Origin of the sequence: Streptosporangium album, from assembly GCF_014203795.1 — a bacterium.
GTDB classification, from domain to species: domain Bacteria; phylum Actinomycetota; class Actinomycetes; order Streptosporangiales; family Streptosporangiaceae; genus Streptosporangium; species Streptosporangium album.
Map to the genome: position 1 here is coordinate 161,761 of NZ_JACHJU010000007.1, position 19,406 is coordinate 181,166.

At 66.2% G+C, this 19,406-nt stretch carries 18 protein-coding genes, 1 tRNA gene and 4 pseudogenes; 10 read left to right on the top strand and 13 right to left on the bottom strand.

The genetic code is table 11. The features are described from left to right. Positions 1 to 28: 28 nt before the first annotated feature. The 7 genes and pseudogenes from FHR32_RS41505 to FHR32_RS45610 all read right to left on the bottom strand — a co-directional run bounded on the left by FHR32_RS41505 (position 29) and on the right by FHR32_RS45610 (position 4,741). Positions 29 to 718, bottom strand: a complete 690-nt coding sequence (locus FHR32_RS41505; protein ID WP_184760084.1) for a TetR/AcrR family transcriptional regulator — start codon at positions 716 to 718, stop codon at positions 29 to 31. A 122-nt stretch (positions 719 to 840) separates the two neighbouring features. Continuing rightward, positions 841 to 1,179: a hypothetical protein gene (locus FHR32_RS41510; RefSeq protein WP_184760085.1), complete on the bottom strand. Its 339-nt coding sequence runs from the start codon at positions 1,177 to 1,179 to the stop codon at positions 841 to 843. Beyond that, a complete protein-coding gene (locus FHR32_RS41515; RefSeq protein ID WP_184760086.1) occupies positions 1,158 to 1,370 on the bottom strand; it encodes a hypothetical protein in 213 nt (70 codons plus the stop codon). Before FHR32_RS41515 ends, FHR32_RS41510 begins: the two co-directional genes overlap by 22 nt. A gap of 344 nt (positions 1,371 to 1,714) precedes the next feature. After that, a pseudogene (locus FHR32_RS41520) lies at positions 1,715 to 2,986 on the bottom strand (IS1634 family transposase); the annotation flags it as partial. Between the two features lie 44 nt (positions 2,987 to 3,030). Next, positions 3,031 to 3,942, bottom strand: a complete 912-nt coding sequence (locus FHR32_RS41525; RefSeq protein ID WP_184760087.1) for an IS3 family transposase — start codon at positions 3,940 to 3,942, stop codon at positions 3,031 to 3,033. Continuing rightward, the gene (locus FHR32_RS41530; RefSeq protein WP_184757325.1) at positions 3,909 to 4,196 is read right to left on the bottom strand and encodes a transposase; all 288 of its coding nucleotides are present in this window, start codon (positions 4,194 to 4,196) and stop codon (positions 3,909 to 3,911) included. The genes FHR32_RS41525 and FHR32_RS41530 overlap by 34 nt, the downstream gene beginning before the upstream one ends. Positions 4,197 to 4,222: 26 nt before the next feature. Further along, positions 4,223 to 4,741 carry a transposase family protein gene (locus tag FHR32_RS45610; RefSeq protein ID WP_312882943.1) on the bottom strand — a complete coding sequence of 173 codons (519 nt, stop codon included), beginning with the start codon at positions 4,739 to 4,741 and terminating at the stop codon, positions 4,223 to 4,225. On the opposite strand from FHR32_RS45610, the gene FHR32_RS41540 reads away from it, so the two are divergent. Together FHR32_RS41540 and FHR32_RS41545 are read left to right on the top strand one after the other, a co-directional pair. After that, a complete protein-coding gene (locus FHR32_RS41540) occupies positions 4,667 to 5,257 on the top strand; it encodes an HARBI1 family protein (RefSeq protein WP_312882942.1) in 591 nt (196 codons plus the stop codon). The genes FHR32_RS45610 and FHR32_RS41540 overlap by 75 nt on opposite strands. A 57-nt stretch (positions 5,258 to 5,314) precedes the next feature. After that, complete coding sequence (locus tag FHR32_RS41545) at positions 5,315 to 5,563, top strand: hypothetical protein (RefSeq protein ID WP_184755297.1); 249 nt, start codon at positions 5,315 to 5,317, stop codon at positions 5,561 to 5,563. A 258-nt stretch (positions 5,564 to 5,821) separates the two neighbouring features. Here FHR32_RS41545 and FHR32_RS41550 read toward each other — a convergent pair whose 3' ends face one another. The 3 genes from FHR32_RS41550 to FHR32_RS41560 form a co-directional block, all read right to left on the bottom strand. After that, on the bottom strand, positions 5,822 to 6,247 hold the full coding sequence (locus tag FHR32_RS41550) for a type II toxin-antitoxin system VapC family toxin (protein ID WP_184755298.1): 426 nt from the start codon (positions 6,245 to 6,247) through the stop codon (positions 5,822 to 5,824). After that, complete coding sequence (locus FHR32_RS41555; RefSeq protein ID WP_184755299.1) at positions 6,244 to 6,489, bottom strand: hypothetical protein; 246 nt, start codon at positions 6,487 to 6,489, stop codon at positions 6,244 to 6,246. The genes FHR32_RS41550 and FHR32_RS41555 overlap by 4 nt, the downstream gene beginning before the upstream one ends. A 402-nt stretch (positions 6,490 to 6,891) precedes the next feature. After that, the gene (locus tag FHR32_RS41560; protein ID WP_184755300.1) at positions 6,892 to 7,239 is read right to left on the bottom strand and encodes a hypothetical protein; all 348 of its coding nucleotides are present in this window, start codon (positions 7,237 to 7,239) and stop codon (positions 6,892 to 6,894) included. Between the two features lie 150 nt (positions 7,240 to 7,389). On the opposite strand from FHR32_RS41560, the gene FHR32_RS41565 reads away from it, so the two are divergent. Continuing rightward, positions 7,390 to 7,986 carry a transposase family protein gene (locus FHR32_RS41565; RefSeq protein WP_184754538.1) on the top strand — a complete coding sequence of 199 codons (597 nt, stop codon included), beginning with the start codon at positions 7,390 to 7,392 and terminating at the stop codon, positions 7,984 to 7,986. Further along, positions 7,983 to 8,462, top strand: a pseudogene (locus tag FHR32_RS45615) (ISAs1 family transposase); the annotation flags it as partial. The gene FHR32_RS41565 and the pseudogene FHR32_RS45615, both read left to right, overlap by 4 nt. Before the next feature lie 80 nt (positions 8,463 to 8,542). Here FHR32_RS45615 and FHR32_RS41570 read toward each other — a convergent pair. Further along, positions 8,543 to 10,639 carry a recombinase family protein gene (locus tag FHR32_RS41570; RefSeq protein WP_184755301.1) on the bottom strand — a complete coding sequence of 699 codons (2,097 nt, stop codon included), beginning with the start codon at positions 10,637 to 10,639 and terminating at the stop codon, positions 8,543 to 8,545. Between FHR32_RS41570 and FHR32_RS41575 the strand changes: the two are divergent. After that, a pseudogene (locus tag FHR32_RS41575) lies at positions 10,638 to 12,289 on the top strand (ISAzo13 family transposase). The gene FHR32_RS41570 and the pseudogene FHR32_RS41575 sit on opposite strands and share 2 nt — an antisense overlap. A 45-nt stretch (positions 12,290 to 12,334) precedes the next feature. Then, positions 12,335 to 13,192: pseudogene (locus FHR32_RS41580) on the top strand (IS701 family transposase); the annotation flags it as partial. A 349-nt stretch (positions 13,193 to 13,541) separates the two neighbouring features. On the opposite strand, the gene FHR32_RS41585 reads toward FHR32_RS41580, so the two are convergent. After that, positions 13,542 to 13,615: transfer RNA gene (locus FHR32_RS41585), tRNA-Gly, on the bottom strand. Between the two features lie 107 nt (positions 13,616 to 13,722). Here FHR32_RS41585 and dcd point away from each other — a divergent pair. The 3 genes from dcd to FHR32_RS41600 all read left to right on the top strand — a co-directional run bounded on the left by dcd (position 13,723) and on the right by FHR32_RS41600 (position 16,311). Further along, entirely contained in the window at positions 13,723 to 14,298 is a 576-nt protein-coding gene (dcd, locus tag FHR32_RS41590) for a dCTP deaminase (protein WP_184755302.1), read from the top strand. A 390-nt stretch (positions 14,299 to 14,688) separates the two neighbouring features. Beyond that, positions 14,689 to 15,306 carry a DUF47 domain-containing protein gene (locus FHR32_RS41595; protein ID WP_012887642.1) on the top strand — a complete coding sequence of 206 codons (618 nt, stop codon included), beginning with the start codon at positions 14,689 to 14,691 and terminating at the stop codon, positions 15,304 to 15,306. Further along, positions 15,307 to 16,311, top strand: a complete 1,005-nt coding sequence (locus tag FHR32_RS41600; protein WP_184755303.1) for an inorganic phosphate transporter — start codon at positions 15,307 to 15,309, stop codon at positions 16,309 to 16,311. Between the two features lie 91 nt (positions 16,312 to 16,402). On the opposite strand, the gene mshD is transcribed toward FHR32_RS41600, so the two are convergent. Continuing rightward, complete coding sequence (gene mshD, locus FHR32_RS41605) at positions 16,403 to 17,407, bottom strand: mycothiol synthase (protein ID WP_184755304.1); 1,005 nt, start codon at positions 17,405 to 17,407, stop codon at positions 16,403 to 16,405. A gap of 131 nt (positions 17,408 to 17,538) precedes the next feature. On the opposite strand from mshD, the gene FHR32_RS41610 reads away from it, so the two are divergent. Beyond that, a complete protein-coding gene (locus FHR32_RS41610; RefSeq protein ID WP_246466190.1) occupies positions 17,539 to 19,356 on the top strand; it encodes a bifunctional metallophosphatase/5'-nucleotidase in 1,818 nt (605 codons plus the stop codon). Positions 19,357 to 19,406 lie beyond the last annotated feature (50 nt).

The window sequence follows — 19,406 nt, forward strand, 5'->3', positions numbered from 1 at the left end:
CGTACGGGGGCCGACGCCTACTTCACGTTCACCAACCGCCGTCGTCGCGAAACGGCGCGCCGCCCCCGAGAGCCTCCCGGCTATCGGGCCGGTATTGATTGTCCGAAGGCGAATTCGCAAGCCGAGCGAAGACGTCGATAGCCCGGGCCACCAATTCCTCGGCCTCCTCGCGGGTGGCACAGGCGGCTACTTCACGGCAGATCCCGCCTATGGCCTCGGTGACGATCGCGACAATCGCGCGGACGCCCAGTGCGTCATCCTGTCCGAGCGTATTCGCGCTCTCCCGCAACAGGGTGGAATTCTGCCGGAGCCAATCCTGGGTGATGCGGCGCATTCGCAGCCCGAACCCCGGGGGCGTGTCCCCGTCCGCGACGATTCGTACCACGTCACGGTGCTCCCAGGCGCCGAGCAGATAGGCCCGGGTCCCGGCGAGGAACAGCCGAAGTCCGTTAGTGACCCCAGCGGCCCGCACGGCCACGACCGTTTCCCGGGCGCGCGCCTCCTGGCTGCGCTGATACTTCAGCCAAATCGCGATGTAAACGTTGGTCTTACTGCCGTAGTGATAATAGAGAGAACCCACGCTCATGCCCGCGCGCTCGGTGATGTCACTCACACTCGTCGCAGAGAAGCCCTTTTTGACGAAAAGCTCGCGGGCCGCGTCCGCGAGCCTGCGGGCGGCCTCCGTCTGCAACCGCGCATCATCCAGATCGATGGTCACCTCGGTCTCTTCAGCCGCTCGGGGCGGCGCCCCTTGCTTTCTGGGCTTCGTACCGGCCTTCACCATATGCTCTCCGATCCAGGTCGAACCGATCTACTTACACCGGAAGGTCTGAATGGGATTCAGTCTATGACACTCACGTGGATCGATGACCCGGAACTCTCCAGGATCGTGATCTTTGCCCGCTCTGCTTGCTGCGCCTTGTGAAAGCCCGGCCTGATCTTGTAAGCGGTCGCGGCTGGGGCGACGGCAAGCATCTCCTCTACGCAGGGGTAGTACAGGATGCGGCGGTGTCCCCATGCGCGGCGGTGTGCGTACTCCCGCTCGTTGGTCGCCTTTGGCGGCTGGGTCCGAGCGGCGAGATCGTCGAGGACCTCCGGCCTGTTCACCTCGCCGATGCGGACGGCTAGCCATTCCGCCGCCGCAGCCAGCTGAGCCGTCACCCGGGTGAGATCGGCCACGGTACGTCGGACACGCAGCCCGGCTTGGGTTCCTCCGGGAGCCCTTTGCGGTCCAGCATGCGGTCGGTGCTCCATTCGACCGGCCGCCGCCGTGGCATCTGGCGGCCGTAGCGCCGCCTGTCCCTCCCGTCCGAGAGCGACGCATCGGGCTCGGTCATGGCGATCGCTTCGATCAGTTCGCCTGTCGCCATCCCAGACAGTAGGTGCTTCTTCTGCTCGGGCGCACCGAGGTCGGCTGGGGAGGGCAGGACGATGTCGCCTTGCAGCGCGAAGTTCGAGTTGAGCGCAGTGGCACCGACCCTGGCTCATCGGTCACGACAAGGCAATACCGGAAGTCGAGTTGACCGCTACCACCGAGCTCTTCTGGTGCGCCGGCTACGAACTCCCTGACCATCTCGCGGTAGCCGTCGTGCCTGCGTTCCGCGTAATTCGGAGCGGCTAGAGCTCGAAACCGGTGCTTGACCTGGGGAAACGCGTGGAGACACACCGGATGGGCGTTTCTCTAGTCCGCGCACAGGTCCGAGCTTAGGAAGGATCAGGAGAGAGCAGCGAGCTCGATGATCTGCTGGGGCGCAGCGATACCGAGTTTGGTCAGCAGGTCGCGGTGGACCTTGGTGGGCTCGGTGCGCTGACGGAAGCGGCCCGCGGGGCCATGGAAGGTACCGATCTGCAGACGGTTGAGGTGACGGCGAATGCTCACCCAGGTGTCGCCGACGGTGTTTTCGATGATGCGGACCAGCAGCAGGGCCAGCCAGCACAAGATGACATGGGCGCGGATACGTTCCTCGCGGCGGTGGTAGACGGGCCGCAGATCGATGATCGACTTCATGTCGCGCCAGCCGCGCTCGACCTGCAAAAGCTGCTTGTAGCCGACGGCGATGTCGGCGGCCGGTAGATGCGGGTCCGAGCAGCGCAGCAGGTATTTGCCGTCCAGGTTGGCCTCAGCGTTGATCGCGCGGGCGTTGATCCGTAAGCGCCCGCCGGGGGTGGTGCGCAGATAGCGGTTCAGCGCGGGCCTGGCGCTGATCTTCCCGCGTAGCTCGGCCCGTTTGATCACGCTCAGCGTGTCGGAGCCGTCGATCAGCTCGCGCAGTTGGGTGATGAGTTGCTCGCGGACGTGGGCGTCGCGGGCGGCCGCCTCGGGGTTGTGGCAGATCACGAACCGTTCGTGCTCGCTGACCTTGACCTCTTTGATGCGCATGTTCGCGGTGATGTCGGCGTAGCGGCCCTGCCGCGACAGCGCGGTGGTGATCTCGGGGCTGTCGGAGCGCAGCTTCTCGCCGATGATGTAGTGATGATCGCCCCTGCGCAGGTAGCGGCGGTTGGCCGCGGAGGCGAACCCGCGGTCGGCCACCCACACGATCTTGGACAGGGTCCAGTCCCGCATGTCGTCCTTGACCTGCCGGATCAACGCTGAATCGGAGGCGTTGCCCGGCCAGGACCATACCCGGACCGGGATGCCGGAGCGGGTGACGGCCATGCCGATGACGATCTGCGGCAGGTCGTCGCGGGAGTCCTTGGACTTGCCGTAGGTGCGAAATCCGGCCCTGTCCTGCTCGCCGTCGCCGTCGCCGTCGGATGCGGATGCGGATGCGGATGCGGGTGGGGAGACCGGCAGTCCGTGCTCGTCGCGAGCGATCGGCTCGTCGGCCTCGTCGAGTTCGAAGTAGGTGCTGGTGGTGTCGAAGAACAGCAGGTCCACCTCCAGATTGAGCTGGTTGGCGACCTGGTTGTAGATCTCGGCCTCCAGTCGTTCGCGGACGTCGTGTAGCCAGTCCATGGCCCGGTAGCAGGCGTCGTCGCTGGTTGACGAGCCCCGCATTTTCCGGACACCGGAGTAAATGAATCATATCACGCCGCCGTGCTATTCGTCAGCCATTCATCGAGCACTTCGACGGGAGGTCTGTATCCCAACGCGGAGTGCAGCCTCCTGGAGTTGTAGAAGCCCTCGATGTACCGAATGACGGCACGACGCGCTTCCGCGCGGGTGGCGAACGACCGATGGTGCACCAGCTCGGTCTTCAGCTTTCCAAAGAACGATTCAGCCATCGCGTTGTCGAAACATATCCCGGTTCTCCCCACCGATCTCCGAATCCCGCGCCTTTCGAGTACCTGTCCGAACTCAGCCGAGGTGTACTGGCTTCCCCTATCAGAATGGAATATCGCATCCACCGGAAGGGGAATGCGCTGCGCGGCCATCTCGATCGCCGCGCACACCAAACTCGCCGGATAGCGCATATCGATCGACCACCCGATAACCGACTTGGAGAAACAATCGACGACCGTGGCCAAGAACAGCGGCCCCTCGCCGGTGTCGATCTGTGTGATGTCGCCGACCATTTTGGCGCCGGGCGCCGACGCGGTGAAGTCCCGCCCGACCAGGTCAGCGATCGGATCGGCCTGCGCGTCGGCCACGGTGAGCCCCCGACGCCGCTTGACCTGCACCGGAACCAGCCCCATCTGCCGCATGAGCCGGCGTACCAGCTCGTCGTCGACCACCTGGCCCGAGCGCAGCAGCTCGGCGTGCACCCGCCGGTAGCCGTAGGTACGGCCCGATTCGTCGAAGATTTCCTGAATTCTTTCCGCGAGCTCGTGTCGGCGTTGTTCGGTGACCGACGGCGGGCGATCCTTCCATTCGTAGTATCCCGAGGTCGACACATGGAGAAGACGGCACATCATGGCCACGGGAAAGTCGGCCTCCTCCGCACGGACGAGCGTGTACCGCTCGCTTACCGCTGCTCTTTCGCGAAGAAGGCGGCACATTTTTTTAGGAAGGCGTTTTCTTGTTCGAGCTCGGCGATCCGGCGTTCCATCTCACGGATCCGCGCTCGCTCCGCGGCGTCCCGCGCCTGCTCGGTGTTCCCCGACCGGCGACGCTTTTCCTTGCTCACCCAGTTCCGTACGGTCTCCCGTGAAACCCCGAAATCCTTCGCGGCCTGTCCGATCGTCACCTGATCGTCCAAGACAGCTTTGACGACTTCGTCCTTAAACTCCTGGGCGTAGTTCTTTCCTGCCACGTACCCGTTCCTTCCAGATCAGTGAGTCATTGTCCGCAACCGGCGTTCACGCTGGGTGACAGCTGCTTGTGAGCTTGCTCCCGGTGGAAGAGGACGAGCGCCGCGGCGACGATACCGCCGATCTTCCAAGGGCACTTGCTGACGTTCCGCAGTGCCTTGAACCGCATCTTGAGCTGGGCGTTCGCTCGTTCGGCGAGGGCTCGGAGCGCACCGTGGACCTTGTTGTACTGGATCTGATCGTCGGTGAGTGTGCCACCCGAGACCTCTTGTACGGCAGGCGAAACCCCATACCCGCATCGACGTAGCCGAGGTCGGCCAACGTGATCAGCCCGTCCTCGGCGGCCTTGGCCAGCGGGTCGAGGAGGCCGTGCAGGCGGGCACAGGTGAGATCGTGTTTCACGACCGGGCCGTACCTCAGAAGTCCACAGCGGGTCGCCGCCGGGGCTGGACAGGACCTGAATGTTGCCGCCGTGCTGCTTGTGTTTTCCACTCCACCACAGGTCGGCGCCGTTCGGGCCCAGGGCGCGGCAGCGGTCGGTTTCGATCTGATCGAAACCGACCGCTGCCGCGCCCTGGGCCCGAACGGCGCCGACCTGTGGTGGAGTGGAAAACACAAGCAGCACGGCGGCAACATTCAGGTCCTGTCCAGCCCCGGCGGCGACCCGCTGTGGACTTCTGAGGTACGGCCCGGTCGTGAACACGATCTCACCTGTGCCCGCCTGCACGGCCTCCTCGACCCGCTGGCCAAGGCCGCCGAGGACGGGCTGATCACGTTGGCCGACCTCGGCTACGTCGATGCGGGTATGGGGTTTCGCCTGCCGTACAAGAGGTCTCGGGGTGGCACACTCACCGACGATCAGATCCAGTACAACAAGGTCCACGGTGCGCTCCGAGCCCTCGCCGAACGAGCGAACGCCCAGCTCAAGATGCGGTTCAAGGCACTGCGGAACGTCAGCAAGTGCCCTTGGAAGATCGGCGGTATCGTCGCCGCGGCGCTCGTCCTCTTCCACCGGGAGCAAGCTCACAAGCAGCTGTCACCCAGCGTGAACGCCGGTTGCTGACAATGACTCACTGACCTGAGCGGAACGGCGCTTCGCTGGCGAGGCGACGGTGGTCGAATGGTGCAGGTGTCCGTCTACCGCCCACAGCACAAGATGAGCGATGCTCTGGACATCCTTGCCCTGAATGTCATGCGGCATCCCGTCGAGCCCAAGAAGGCCACCGATCCAGTGGTCTCCGGGGATCGCACAGACATGATGTGGGTGGCGGATCACGGATTGGTGCTCAGGGTCACCACGTCCGAGTCGGCGAAGGACGCGCTCGACGCGGTCGTCCGGGGGCTTCACGTTTCACAGGCCCCTGCCTAGAGCGTAGGCGCGTTGGTCCATGTGCGACTGATCAGAGCGGCCATGCCCGGAACTGCTGATGCAGTTCGGGTAGGCGTACTGGCGTCGTGCCCGTTGCGTGCCCGTCAGGAAGGCGATCAAGGGGGACTCACGGGGAATGACGGGTATTCGAAGCGCTCCCCCGCAGGTCAGCGTTCCCCCAGCTCAACACCCAGCCTCGCCAGAGACTTCCCAAGCTGACAGCGCGGGTTCGATTCCCGTCACCCGCTCCACGATTTCTCAGACAAGCACATCTGGCAACAGTCTGAACGCCGACACATGCCGAGGCCGGATCAGCGTGAAGTCACGGCGGTCGATCGTGGCAATCTGCGTGACGCCTAGACGCTCCGCGATGGCAACCACGGACACATCAGCCGGGTCGAGACGAGCGTCCTTGTAAAGCCGGACGAGTTCAGCCATGCGCCGTACATCGGCAGCAAGCAGATCGACCAACTCGAACTCTTCGGTCACGAGATCAAGAAACTGTGCATGTACGGCAGGCCCCATGTGCCTGTTGATCGTCCAACCAGCTTCAATCAAGACCGTCGAGGGCAGGAGGAGTGGTCCCTCCAGCTCCTCCAGGAGCCGCACACATGAGGCATGGTGCTTGTCATCTCGATCGACGACAGCTATCAGGGGGCCGGTGTCCAGGAGCGTGGCGGTCATACTGACCGATTGAACCGCTCCGCCAGCAGATCTTCGACCCGTTCCGACAGATCGCCTTCGCCGGATGCGCCAATTCCAGCGATCGACAGACGACGACGTCGAACCGGCTCAGACAGTTCTTCGTCCGCCGTCTCAGCCAGTTCTGGATCTGTCTTCACCAAGCGCAGGAGACGACGCGCCTGGTCCGGCGAAAGCCGGTCCACCAGGTGATGAAGCTCCTCATGCGCATGTCCGGCGCTCATGACCACGAGTCTACGCAAGCGGTTCCGCTTGCGACAGCGACACCGCTACACCCAACGGCCTGGTACGGGCCGACCCGCTGTCCTCCGAATCGCCAGGAGATCTCTCGACGTCGAGACTTCGCGCCAGATGCGTGCTAGAACAGGCGGGGAACCACGGTCACTCACGGGGACTCACGGTCAACCGACCCGCCTTGGCCTGCACCCCCGTTTTCCCAGCTCAGAGCACCAAGTCAGTAGATGATTCCCAAGCTGATAGCGCGGGTTCGATTCCCGTCACCCGCTCCATGCTTCAAGACCCACAGGAAGAGACTCGCCACTCGGGCCTTGATCTTTTCTGAGCCTGCTCTCGCTCGCGCGTCAGATCAGTTGATCTTGGCCCCAGCGAAGGGCGGATCATCGCACTCACGACTGACCTGAAGCCCAGCTCAACCAGTTCCGAAGGGTTGAGCTCGTGGCTTTGAGCACGGCGGAGTCGTGCGGTGGCGCAGGCCAGATCTGCAGGAGATAGTGATCGACCGCTACGTCCGAGGTGTCCGCCTCGTACGCCTCATCCATCCCTCGTCCGTGGTATCTCAGGCGGTACGTTCCGGGACCGGCAGGCAGCGGCGGGAGATGATAGGTCGCCTCATCTCCCCACTCCACCAGCGAGAACCGGCCGGTCAAGGACTCAAAACTGATCTCCGCCACATCCTCGTAACCCTCAAGATCTGCTATTGGATCACGGTCCGCAACGGCCACCGTGAAGTCCACGACACCCGTATGGAGACCAGGGCCCCGGCGTTCCCGGGTTCTGATGCGGTATGGCGACGTTGAGCGTTTGGCCAGGTGGAAGACGAAAGAGCGCGACTTCTGCTGATCTTTCAGGTCTCAAATCCGAAGATCACCGCAGGAGTCGCGCTCGTGTCCCCATCTTCCCTGACCAGCTCTCCTCCCGCCGCTACTCTTGACCAGCTCACCGACCTGGCATTGTGGGAATCCGAACTGACGGCTGATCCGGTCGTGGTGGAATCAGCGTTGATGCGCCGGTTGGCGGCCGTACCTGAGCGGCGCTCAGCCTGCGGGCTGCGGCATCCGCTGGTGGTCATCTTGACGTTGACGGCGTGCGCAACGCTCGTGGTCGGCGGCGACAGCGTCGCGGCGATCCGGCAGTGGGCCGCCAGGACCTCGCAAGCAGTGCTGGAGCGGCTGGGCGCCTACCACGATCCGTTCACCGGCCTGTTCATCGTGCCCAGCGAGCGGACCTTCCGTCGGGTCCTCGCCGACCTGGACGCCGACGCGCTGGACACGGCGATCAGCGGTTATGTGGCCGAGGTGGTCCGTCAAGTGGCGCCGGTGCCGCCGATTCCCGACACCCCGGGCCGGTCGAGCGCGAGCAGCGGCGCGCAGCCCAGCGACAGGACACCCATCCCGCCCCGGCCGGGCTACTGCCCGGCGCCGCCCTCGATGGCAAGGCCTGTCGCGGCGCCCGGACCGAGCAGGGCGGGCGGGTCTTCCTGATCGGGGCGATCAGCCACGAGCACGGCGTAATCCTGGGCCAATGCCAGGTCGCCGACAAACGTGGGGAGGGACCCGCCGCCCGTGCCCTGCTGGCCCGGCTGGACGCGGCCGGGATGGTGCTGACCCTGGACGCGCTGCACACCACCAAGGCCACCGCCCGCCTGATCACCCAGCATCTGGACGCCCACTACATCCTCATTTTGAAGGGCAATCAGCCGCTGGCCCGCGCCGCCGCCCAAGCCCTGTTGACCGGCCCGGACACCGACTGGACCGCGACCACCGCCACTGACGACGACCATGGGCACAACCGCACCGAACGCCGTACCATCCGCACCGCCGAAGCAGACGACGCCCTGTTCCCCGGTGCCCGCCAAGCCTTCCGGCTCCGCCAAGCCTTCCGGCTCCGCCGCGACGTCGGCGACCTGGACGGCGTCTGGACCAGCAAGGAGATCGTGTACGGCATCACCGGCATGCCCACCACGCTGGCCGGGCCCGCCCAGCTCAACCATTACGAACGCGCGCACTGGGGAGTGGAGATATGTCAAGCAGTCTGCGCCTACGGAAGGTGGAACTTCGGGTTGTCGGCGAATCGTGGGTGGACGCGGGTGGTCCGGCCGCAGGCTCGGTCGAACCGGTCACGTAGTTGTGCGAGGGTGGCGGGGTCGGCGTGGACGATCCAGCGGTGGGGCGGCCGGGTCTCCTGACGGCCGGTGATGTGGCCGAGGGTGATCCAACGGCGCAGCGTGCTGTGGGCCATGCTCAGCTCGGCGGCCAGGTCGGGCAACCACCATTCATACTCGCGCGGGGCGTCGTCGGGGTGGACGGGCCGGGGCTCGCGGCGGTAGGCGATCGGGTGGCCGCTGCGCCGGAGAATCTCCATCACAGTGATGTGGCCAATCCGGCCGTGATCCTTGGCCGGGTGAAACCCCTCGGCGTTGAGCGTTTCGGCGATGGTGGCGGGGTGCAGGCCGCAATCGGCCAGTTCACGGACACGAGCGGCGAGTTGAGGGTAGTAGCTCAGATCGTCGAACCGGCGGATCGGGCGACGGATAACGGCCTGGGTGGTGCGCCCACCGGCCCAGGTGAGGGTGACATCGACCAGTTCGCTGCGGCCGCGCACCTCGACGGTGACCTCCTCGACGACCGCGCGAATGATCTCCTTGCGGTCGGCGTCGGTGGTCGTCGCAGCTCGCCACAGCGCCGGCAGATCGGCGGCCAGAGCGGTGATGGTGGCCTGTTCGGCCGGGGTGAGAACGGCCGGAGTGCTCTGGGCGAACCGGTGGTAGTCCTCGCTCAGTTGCTGCCGGGCCGCCAGCGCCTGCTCCCACTCCTTCTCCAGCTGGCGCACTACCAGGCGTTTTTCGGGTTCGGCCAGGCGGTAGCAGCGCCGAGCGCGCTGCACGTTGATCTCGGCGCGTTCCAGGCGTTGACGCCAGATCCGCTCCAGCGCGGCCCGGTTGGCGACGATCTGCTCGGCGGCCCGCAACGAGACCTGGAGGGCGGCCGGGGCCAGCGCGGCCAGGACCTCACCGGCGACGAAGTCGTCCAGGCATCTGCCGCGCAGATGCTGGCACAGCGGGCCGCCCCACTCGGCTCGCGCGCCGGCGCAGTCGTAGTTCGCCCGCGGCGTCGAGCCGCCGCCGACGCGGTTGACGTGGTAGGCCACCGTCATCCGCCGCCGGCACCGGCCACAGCGCACCAGCCCGGCCAACAGAGCAGGACCCTCACGGGCTGGGCCTGGAGCCGCGGGCTGAGGCCGGTTGGCCGCCAGCCGTTCCAGATTACGGTGGTAGTGCTCGACGCTGATGTAGGCCGGCAGCGCTCCTTCGATCATCGCCAGCCACTGATCCGGCTTTTGGACGGTCCGGCCGCTCTTGGGCCGGCCGGGGACCTGCCGGAAAGAGTCGACCCGGCGGCGGCCGTAGACGTAGATTCCAGCGTAGATCGGGCTGTTGAGCAGGCAGGTCAGCGTGGCGCGGGCCGGACGACGCCAGACGACCTCGCCCTTGTCCAGCCCTGAGCGTGCCCGCATGCCGATCTCGATGCCGTGCTCGACGAGGTAGCGGGTCACGCCTTGAATCGTGCCGATCCGGTCGAACATAGCGAAGATCAACCGTACGACGGCCTGCACCTGCTCGTCGGGGTCCAAGACCACCTCACCAGACGGGCGGCGCCAATACCCCAGCGGCAGCGCGATGGCCAACTCCCCACGGCGGGCCTTGTTGACCCGCCCGGCCTGCATCCGCTGTTTGATCAGGTGAAGTTCAGCCTCCGACATCGTCCCTTTCAGCCCCAGCAGCAGCCGATCGTTGTAGTCCGCCGGGTCGTACACCCCGTCGGTATCGGCCAGCAACGCACCCGACAACGCGCACAATTCCAGCAGCTGATACCAGTCTCTCCCTGATCGCGCCAGGCGCGACATATCGATGCCCAGCACCAGCCCGACATGGCCCAAGCTAATCTCGGCTACCAGCTGCTGAAACCCCACACGATCCACCGCGCTTGTCCCGGACTTGCCCAGATCGTCGTCGATCACCATCACCCGGCAGGCCGCCCACCCGAGTGCGACCGCCCGATCTACCAGGGGGCTTGTTCGTGAATAACTGTCAGAGTTGATCTGCGGGACCGGGTCGACGGTGAGACGCTGGAGCATGACCGCCTCTTCGAAGGAAGATGTACCCGCAGCCGAGCTGCGGGCCAAGTTCGAGCAGATCCTGCCGCACCTTGACGAGCGGTGCCGTCGCCTCTACCTGGCCAGCGAGGCCGCCGTGCTCGGCCATGGCGGGATTGCCCTGGTGGCCGCAGCCTCCGGCATCAGTACCGCCACCATCGCGCGTGGCATCATCGAGCTGGAGACGCACCCCGCGCCGACCCGCCGCATCCGGGCCTCGGGCGCCGGGCGCAAACCGCTGACAGTCACCGACCCCGGCCTGCTACCGGCCCTTGAGTCACTGATCGAGCCGCACACTCGCGGCGACCCCGTCTCCCCACTGCGCTGGACCACGCTGTCGCTGCGCAGCCTGGCCCATGCCCTTTCCGCGCAGAAGCATCCGATCGGTGCCACAACCGTCGGCCACCTGCTGCACGGCCTGGGCTACAGCCTGCAGGGCACGGCCAAGACCACCGAAGGCACCCGGCATCCGGATCGCGACGCCCAGTTTGCCCATCTCAACGCCACCGCCGCCGCCTTCCTCGACGACGACCAGCCGGTGATCAGCATCGACACCAAAGCCAAAGAGTGGCTCGGCAACCGCGACCGGCCTGGACGTACCTGGCAACCGGGAAAGAACCCGATCAAGGTGGACAGCCACACCCTCGTCACCAGCGACCAGCCAGTGGCCATCCCCTACGGAATCTACGACCTCGCCACCAACAGCGGCTGGGTCAACGTCGGAACCGATCACGACACCGCCGAGTTCGCGGTGGAGTCCGTCCGCCGCTGGTGGCGACGCCGCGGTTGTCTCGACCACCCGCACGCCACCCGGCTGTTGATCACCGCGGACGCCGGTGGCTCCAACAACCCCCGCTACTGGACATGGAAGAAGCAACTACACGACTTCGCCCGCGAGAGCGGCCTTGAGATCACGGTCTGCCACTTTCCTCCCGGCACTTCGAAGTGGAACAAGATCGAGCACCGGATGTTCTGCCACATCACCGCCAACTGGCGTGGCCGCCCGCTGACCAGCTACCAGGTCGTCATCGAGACGATCGCCGCGACGACAACAGAGGCCGGACTGAGAGTCAGCGCCGAACTGGACACCGGCAACTACCCACTGGGCACCGCCGTCACGCCCGCCGAGTTCCATGCCCTGCCGATCACACCCGATGCATTCCACGGCGACTGGAACTACACCCTGGCCCCCACCCCTCCCAGACTTTCCGAAGAAGCCGAGACCAACCAACCGATCGATCCGGACGTGACCTGGATGCTCACCGATCCGGCCCTGACCGGCATGCCGCGCTCGGACTTCGCCCGCCTGGTGCAGATCTCGGAGCCCTACTGGGACGCGCTGGCAGAGGCGGCCTTTCAACGCCGTTTCCACCGCCCGCGCCGCTACCTCCATCCGCAGACCAGCAGCCTAGATCACTTCCACCGGCTCCTGACCGCTTTACTCCGTCGCCGCAAGGCCGCGACCAGCACCCTCCTAGCCCGCCTGCTGGGCGTCACCCGCACCAACCTGTCCAACCAGTTCCAAGATGGCCACCGGATCCTCGACCTGCACAAAATCTCCGTCACGCCGATCCCCGGATCGCCCGCACGTACGCTCGAGCAACTGCAAGATCGTATTACGTCCGCCGATGACTGCCCCGCAGATCAACTCTGACAGTTATTCACGAACAAGCCCCCGGCCAGATCGAGAACTGCCAGGTGATGCCGATGCTCACCTACGCCTCCTCAGCCGGACACGCCTTCGTCAACCGGCGGCTGTACCTTCCCCGAAGCTGGGCCGGTGACGGTGCCCGGCGTGCGGTGGCAGGCGTCCCCGAGCAGGTCGTCTTCGCCACCAAACCGCAGCAGGTGATCGACATGCTCACCGAGGAGATGGCCGCCGGCACCCCGTTCCGCTACTTCGCCGCCGACTCCGGTTACGGCCGCGACCCGGGCTTGCGCGCGTTCTGCCATACCCGGCAGATCGCCTACGTGATGGCCGTTCCCGTCGACCTGCCCGTCCTGAAGCTGCGAGGCGGCACCGAACCGGTCGGTCATGTACTGGACCGGCTCCTGGCCCAGGCGAACCCGGGCCGGTGGGAGCGCCGCTCGTGCGGCAACGGCACCAAGGGGGTGCGCGCCTACGACTGGACGGCCGTGTCCGCGACGTTGGCCGAGCAGCGGCCCGCTGACGGCCACGCCCACACGATCGTGATCCGTCGCAGCATCAGCGACCCGGCCGAGGTCGAGTTCTTCCTGGCCCATGCCCCCACCGGCACCCCCGTCACCGAACTCATCGGCGTCGCCGGAGCGCGGTGGAAGATCGAAGAGAACAACGAGACCGGCAAGGACTTGCTCGGTCTGACCCAGTATCAGGTCCGTAAATGGGATGGCTGGCACCGGCACGTCAGCACCGTCATGCTCGCCTTGGCCTTCCTCGCCGTCAGCCATGCCCACCTCGATGACCACCGGTCCTGCCCCGAGCAGGCGTTCCCTGTCATCGGCGCCGGGTCTGAGCAGGGAAAAGGCCATCGTCTCCGGGAGCGTCCGAGCTGATGCCGATCCGGCTGATCCGGCCCTCTGTCGCCGAGATCCGCCGCGTCCTGGCCCGGATCCTCATCCCCGCAGCCAATGCCATCGGCCATGTCCTGGCCTGGTCTTTCTTCCGGCAGGCCCATCAGACCCGTGCCCTGGTCAACCACTACCGCCGACGAGGAGATCCACTCCCTCAAAATCTACGGATGTAGTACTCGTCTCGACCCGGCTGATGTGTCCGTGGTTGCCATCGCGGAGCGTCTAGGCGTCACGCAGATTGCCACGATCGACCGCCGTGACTTCACGCTGATCCGGCCTCGGCATGTGTCGGCGTTCAGACTGTTGCCAGATGTGCTTGTCTGAGAAATCGTGGAGCGGGTGACGGGAATCGAACCCGCGCTGTCAGCTTGGGAAGCTGATGTTCTGCCATTGAACTACACCCGCAGCGGTCTGCCGCGCCCACTACTGTAGCGGAACTTCGGGCAACTCTCGCAGTCCGCCGGCAGGGTTTCTTGGTCTGCCCGGGACGCGGCGTTGGTAGGTTGCCTCACGTGCTGCTTTCCGATCGTGACATCGCCGCCGAGATCGAGTCCGGCAGGGTCAAGCTTGACCCTTTCCAGCCGGAGATGATCCAGCCGTCCAGTGTCGACGTGCGTCTGGACCGTTACTTCAGGGTCTTCGAGAACCACCGGTATCCGCACATCGACCCGGCGGTCGAGCAGCCCGACCTCACGCGGATGGTCGAGCCCGATGGAGACGAGCCGTTCATCCTGCATCCCGGTGAGTTCGTGCTGGCCAGCACCTACGAGGTCATCAGCCTTCCGGACGACATCGCCTCGCGGCTGGAGGGGAAGAGCTCGCTGGGGAGGCTCGGCCTGCTCACCCACTCCACCGCGGGTTTCATCGACCCCGGCTTCAACGGGCACGTGACCCTTGAGCTCTCCAACGTCGCGACGCTGCCCATCAAGCTCTGGCCTGGGATGAAGATCGGCCAGTTGTGCATGTTCCGGCTCAGTTCGCCCGCCGAACACCCCTACGGCTCGCAGAAGTACGGCTCGCGGTACCAGGGGCAGCGGGGGCCGACGCCGAGCCGTTCCTATCTGAACTTCCACCGGACCCGCGTCTGAGAGGTGCGGAGGCGGACGATCACGACGGCGGCTCATGGGACTGCCGTGACCGAAATCACTGCGCCTGCGGCGTTCCCGGGCCGCATGAGGTTCCCGGCGCTCCGGAGCCCCGCGAAACCGGCCGTGACGGGGCGGCGGTGCAGAGGATGGCAGGCCGGTCATCCCTCCGGGGAAGAACCACGTCTATGCTCAGTTTCCGCATAACATGGCCCAAAACCAGCAAAACGGTCATCGGAAAGATGCCGCCAACGCTGCCTCAAGCCGGGTGTCGCCAGGTATACGTCGGGTAGCGACAGCTGGAAGAGTAGGCGTCTAGCGGGCGAAGTTCGTATTTCCGCTGGTAACCCGTACCCTTCTCTGCGGACTATCCCCGCACATCTGGAGAACGACGTGCGCCTGCGTCTCACGCCTAGTGAGGACAGCTACTACGACTTGTTCGCCGACTCGGCGAACAACCTCGTCACAGCGTCCCGTCTGTTGGTAGAGATCATCAGCGACGGATCGGACAGGGAAGCCCTGGCCGAGAAGATGCGCGCCTGCGAGCACGCCGGTGACGAACGCACCCATGCGATCATGAACCGGCTGAACGAAAGCTTCATCACCCCTTTCGACCGGGAGGACATCTACCGCCTCGCGTCGAACCTCGACGACGTGATGGACTACATGGAGGCCGCTGCCGACCTCATCGTCCTGTACCAGATCGACCACCTCCCCAAGGAGGTCGTCCGTCAGGTCGAGGTCCTGGAGCGCGCCGCCGAACTGACCGCCGAGGCCATGCCCCGGCTGCGCTCGATGAGAAACCTGAACGAGTACTGGATCGAGATCAACCGGCTGGAGAACCAGGCTGACCAGGTTTACCGGCGCCTTCTCGCCAAGCTCTTCGGCGGGGAGTACGACGCGTTGACCGTCCTCAAGATGAAGGAGGTCATCGATCAGCTTGAGATGGCCGCCGACGCCTTCGAGCACGTGGCCAACACGATCGAGTCGATCGCGGTCAAGGAAAGCTGAGTGGACCTCACGCTCGCACTCGTCATCGGCGTGGTGGTCGTGGCGTTGGCGTTCGACTACACCAACGGCTTCCACGACGCAGCCAACGCGATCGCCACCTCGGTCTCGACGCGTGCGCTGACGCCGAGGGCCGCCTTGTTCATGGCCGCGGCGATGAACTTCCTGGGTGCCCATCTGGGCACTCAGGTGGCGGCGACCGTCGGTAAGGGCATCATCGACGCCCCACAGGGCAGCCACGGTCTGGTGATCGTGGGGGCCGCCCTGGTCGGCGCGATCACCTGGAACCTCATCACCTGGTACTTCGGCCTGCCGTCCTCCAGCAGCCACGCCCTGATCGGTGGTCTGGTCGGCTCGGCGCTCGCCTCGTCCAGCAACGTCCACTGGGACGGGGTGGTGGACAAGGTCGTCATTCCGATGATCCTCTCCCCGGTGCTCGGCTTCCTCCTGGCCGCGATCATCATGATCGCCATCCTGTGGGGCTTCCGTCACTCCCAGCCGGCGAAGACCAATCGGGGCTTCCGCCACGCGCAGACCATCTCGGCCGCTGCCATGGCTCTCGGCCACGGCCTGCAGGACGCGCAGAAGACCATGGGTGTGATCTTCCTGGCACTCGTGGTCGGGGGATACCAGAACGACGGCGACCCGATCCCCCAGTGGGTCATCCTGTCCGCCGCGACGGCCATCTCCCTGGGCACCTACGCGGGTGGCTGGCGGATCATGCGGACGCTCGGCCGCCGGATCATCGCGCTCACCCCTCCGCAGGGATTCGCAGCCGAGGCGGCCGCCGCCACCGTCCTCTACACCGCCGCCATCGGTTTCGGCGCACCCATCTCCACGACGCACACGATCACCAGTGCGATCATGGGCGTGGGGGCGACCAAACGGCTGTCCGCGGTGCGCTGGGGCGTCGCGGGCAACATCGTGACCGGCTGGATTCTGACGATCCCGGCCGCCGCGCTGGTCGCCGCGCTGACCTACTACGCGCTCCACTGGATGGTCGAGTAGCCATCATCACCGAACGCCGGCCGGGGGTTCCCGGCCGGCGTTCTCCCGTTCCGGCGCACGACCGCTCCGCCGTAGGGGGTCGCCTCCGGTGTTATCTCCGGTACATGACGTCGACGTCCCACCGGGTGAAACCCAGCTTCTCGTAGAGATGGATCGCCGCGGGGTTGCTCTCGTCCACGTACAGCATGACCTGGGCCAGGCCCCGTGACCTGAGATGGGACAGGCCCGCCAGGGTCAGCGATCTGCCCAGCCCGCCACCCTGCTCGGCGGGATCCACGCCGACCACGTAGACCTCGCCGATCGGCTCGTGCCCATGGCCGCCGTCGCCGTGCACCTTGGTCCAGTGGAAGCCGACCAGCCGCCCGCCGCCCGCCGTGCCGTCCCCATCCGCCGTGCCGCCGCCCGCCGTGCCGTCACCGCCGCTCTCCGCCTCCGTGTCGCCGCCGCCGTCTCCGCTCCCGCCCGGCCGCTCCGCCAGGAAGAAACCCGCCGGGTCGAACCACGGCTCCTGCTCGCGTCGTTTCAGGTCGTCCAGCGTCCACGCGCCCTGCTCGGGGTGGTGGGCGAAGGCCTTGGCGTTGAGCGCCACCCAGGCCTCCTCGTCGGAGGACCCGGGCACGAAGGCGCGCAGCCGTACGCCCTCGGGCAGTTCGAAGGCGGGGATCGCCGCGAACAGCGAGCGGCGCATCTGCCAGAGTGACCTGATCTTGGTGAACCCCGTCGACAAGGCGAGGGCCTCGGCTCCCGGGTGCCCGCCGTGCGCCCACAGGCGCAGCCGCCCCCCTGTCTGCTCCAGTACGGCCTGCAGCAGGTGCCGTCCGTGGCCCTGCCCGCGGAACGCGGGGTGGACCACCAACTCCCCGCTGGGTCCTTCGACCGGATCGGTCGGATCCACGTGGGCGTAGCCGGCCAGGTCGTCTCCGACGTACAGGAGCACGGCTCCCGCCCGGTCGTCGCCGCCGTAGCGCAGGTGCAGCATCACGTGTTCGTTGAGCGGCCTGACGCCGTCGGCCTCCGTGGCGGCCTCGACCACCGCGAGAACGGCGGCCACCTCCCGCTCGTCCAGTCGTCCTCGGTGTTCCACGTGCGCGTTCATGTTCTGGACTCTAGGCGGACCCGGACGTCACCGGATCGTCGGGTGCTGGCAAAAAGCGCCATCTTCTCGTCAGGTGAATCGTTACCTCTCGGACATTCCCTGCATAGATTGTCGCCCTAATGTCGTGTTCCATGATGTCTCGTTCCCTCCAGAGGCTGGTCCTTGCCGGTGCCCTCGCCGGCGTCGGTCTCGCGCTCGCGACGGTCCCGGCCGAGGCCGGCGGCAAGCCCGCCGAACCTGTCGCCAAGACCGTTCCGGTCCGTCTTCTCTCCCTGAACGACTTCCACGGCAACCTGGAGCCGCCGACCGGCTCGTCCGGCCGCATGGTCGACGAGAACGGTGCCACGGTGGACGCCGGTGGAGCCGCCTACATCGCCACGCACCTCAAGCAGCTCTCCGACAAGAACACGCTCAAGGTCGCCCAGGGCGACCTGATCGGCGCCAGCCCCCTGCTCTCCGCGGCCTACCACGACGAGCCGTCCGTCGAGTTCCTCGGCAAGATCGGCATCACCGCCTCCGCCGTGGGCAACCATGAGTTCGACGAGGGCTACTCCGAGCTCAGGCGCATCATGCACGGCGGCTGCCACCCGGTGGACGGCTGCTCGCCCGCAGGTGAGTGGAAGGGCGCGGACTACAGCTACCTCGGCGCCAACGTGATCTTCAAGCGGCCGGGCGCGGCCTCCGCGCAGGCGGAGAAGGAGACGCTCGCCGCGCTCGGCGGCCAGAACACGGCCGCGTTGCGCGGCCTGCTGAAGAACTATGGCATCCCCGCGCTGCCCCCGGTCGCCATCCGCTGGATGAACGGCGTGCCGATCGGCTTCATCGGCCTGGTCACCCAGACCACCCCCAACATCGTCACCGCCGAGGGCATCAAGGACCTGGAGTTCATCGACGAGGTCAAGGCCGCCAACGTCGCCTCCAAGCTGCTCAAGCTGGTCGGTGTCAAGGCCCAGGTCGTGCTGGTGCACGAGGGCGACCAGGTCACCGCGGGCCAGTCGCCCGACGCCTGCGCCACCCAGCCGGGCGCGGGCAACCGGATCGCCACCCAGGTGGACGCCGAGATCGACATGATCCTCAGCGGCCACTCCCACCAGGCCTACCTGTGCAAGGTGTCCGACCCCAAGGGCGGCACGCGCCTGTACAGCCAGGGCGGCTCGTTCGGCCGGGTGATCACCAAGGTCGACTTCCAGGTGGACGTCAGGACCCGCGACGTCGTGCGCTCCTCGGTCGTGGCCGACAACCAGATCGTGACCCGGACGGTCACCCCCGACAAGGAGATCTCGGACTTCGTCGTGGAGCGGCAGAAGGATGTCGCTTCGGTGGCCGACAAGCCGATCGGCAGGATCACCGCCGAGATCACCAACGCCGCGTCCGCCTCCGGTGAGTCCCCTCTGGGCAACCTCATCGCCGACGGCCAGCTCGCCGCCACCAGGACCGGCGGAAACGCCCAGGTCGCCCTGATGAACCCGGGCGGCGTGCGCGCCCCCCTCACCTACCCGGGTTCGCCCGCCAAGGAGGGCGACGGCGTGGTGACCTACGGCGAGGCCTTCACGGTGCAGCCGTTCAACAACCTCGTGCAGGTCGTCACGCTCACCGGCGCGCAGCTCAAGACCGTTCTGGAGCAGCAGTTCACCGGCGGGCCCAACAACCAGGCCTTCACCAAGATCCTCCAGCCGTCGTCGAACCTGACCTACACCTACAGCACAGGTGCGGCGTGGGGTTCGAAGGTCTCCAACCTGAAGATCGACGGTGCCGACGTCACGGACACCCAGACCATCCGGGTCGCCGCCAACAACTTCCTCGTCGGCGGCGGTGACGCCTTCCTGGGGTTCAAGGACGGCACGGACCTGTGGAGCGGCCCGCTCGACATCGACGCCTTCGCCGCCTACTTCGCCGCGAACCCGTCGATCACGCCCCCGGCCCCCACCCACATCACCGTCACCCCGTAGCCCCACCTCTCTGGGGCCACGGGAAAGGCCCACCGGACTCGTCCGGTGGG

Excerpts from the sequence above, each read along its gene's own strand:
- mshD (WP_184755304.1), bottom strand. The coding sequence starts at position 17,407 with ATGAACGCGCACGTGGAACACCGAGGACGACTGGACGAGCGGGAGGTG.
- FHR32_RS41555 (WP_184755299.1), bottom strand. The coding sequence starts at position 6,489 with ATGAGCGCCGGACATGCGCATGAGGAGCTTCATCACCTGGTGGACCGG.
- FHR32_RS41525 (WP_184760087.1), bottom strand. The coding sequence starts at position 3,942 with ATGTGCCGCCTTCTTCGCGAAAGAGCAGCGGTAAGCGAGCGGTACACG.
- FHR32_RS41515 (WP_184760086.1), bottom strand. The coding sequence starts at position 1,370 with ATGGCGACAGGCGAACTGATCGAAGCGATCGCCATGACCGAGCCCGAT.
- FHR32_RS41610 (WP_246466190.1), top strand. The coding sequence starts at position 17,539 with ATGATGTCTCGTTCCCTCCAGAGGCTGGTCCTTGCCGGTGCCCTCGCC.
- FHR32_RS41545 (WP_184755297.1), top strand. The coding sequence starts at position 5,315 with ATGGTGCAGGTGTCCGTCTACCGCCCACAGCACAAGATGAGCGATGCT.
- FHR32_RS41570 (WP_184755301.1), bottom strand. The coding sequence starts at position 10,639 with ATGCTCCAGCGTCTCACCGTCGACCCGGTCCCGCAGATCAACTCTGAC.
- FHR32_RS41550 (WP_184755298.1), bottom strand. The coding sequence starts at position 6,247 with ATGACCGCCACGCTCCTGGACACCGGCCCCCTGATAGCTGTCGTCGAT.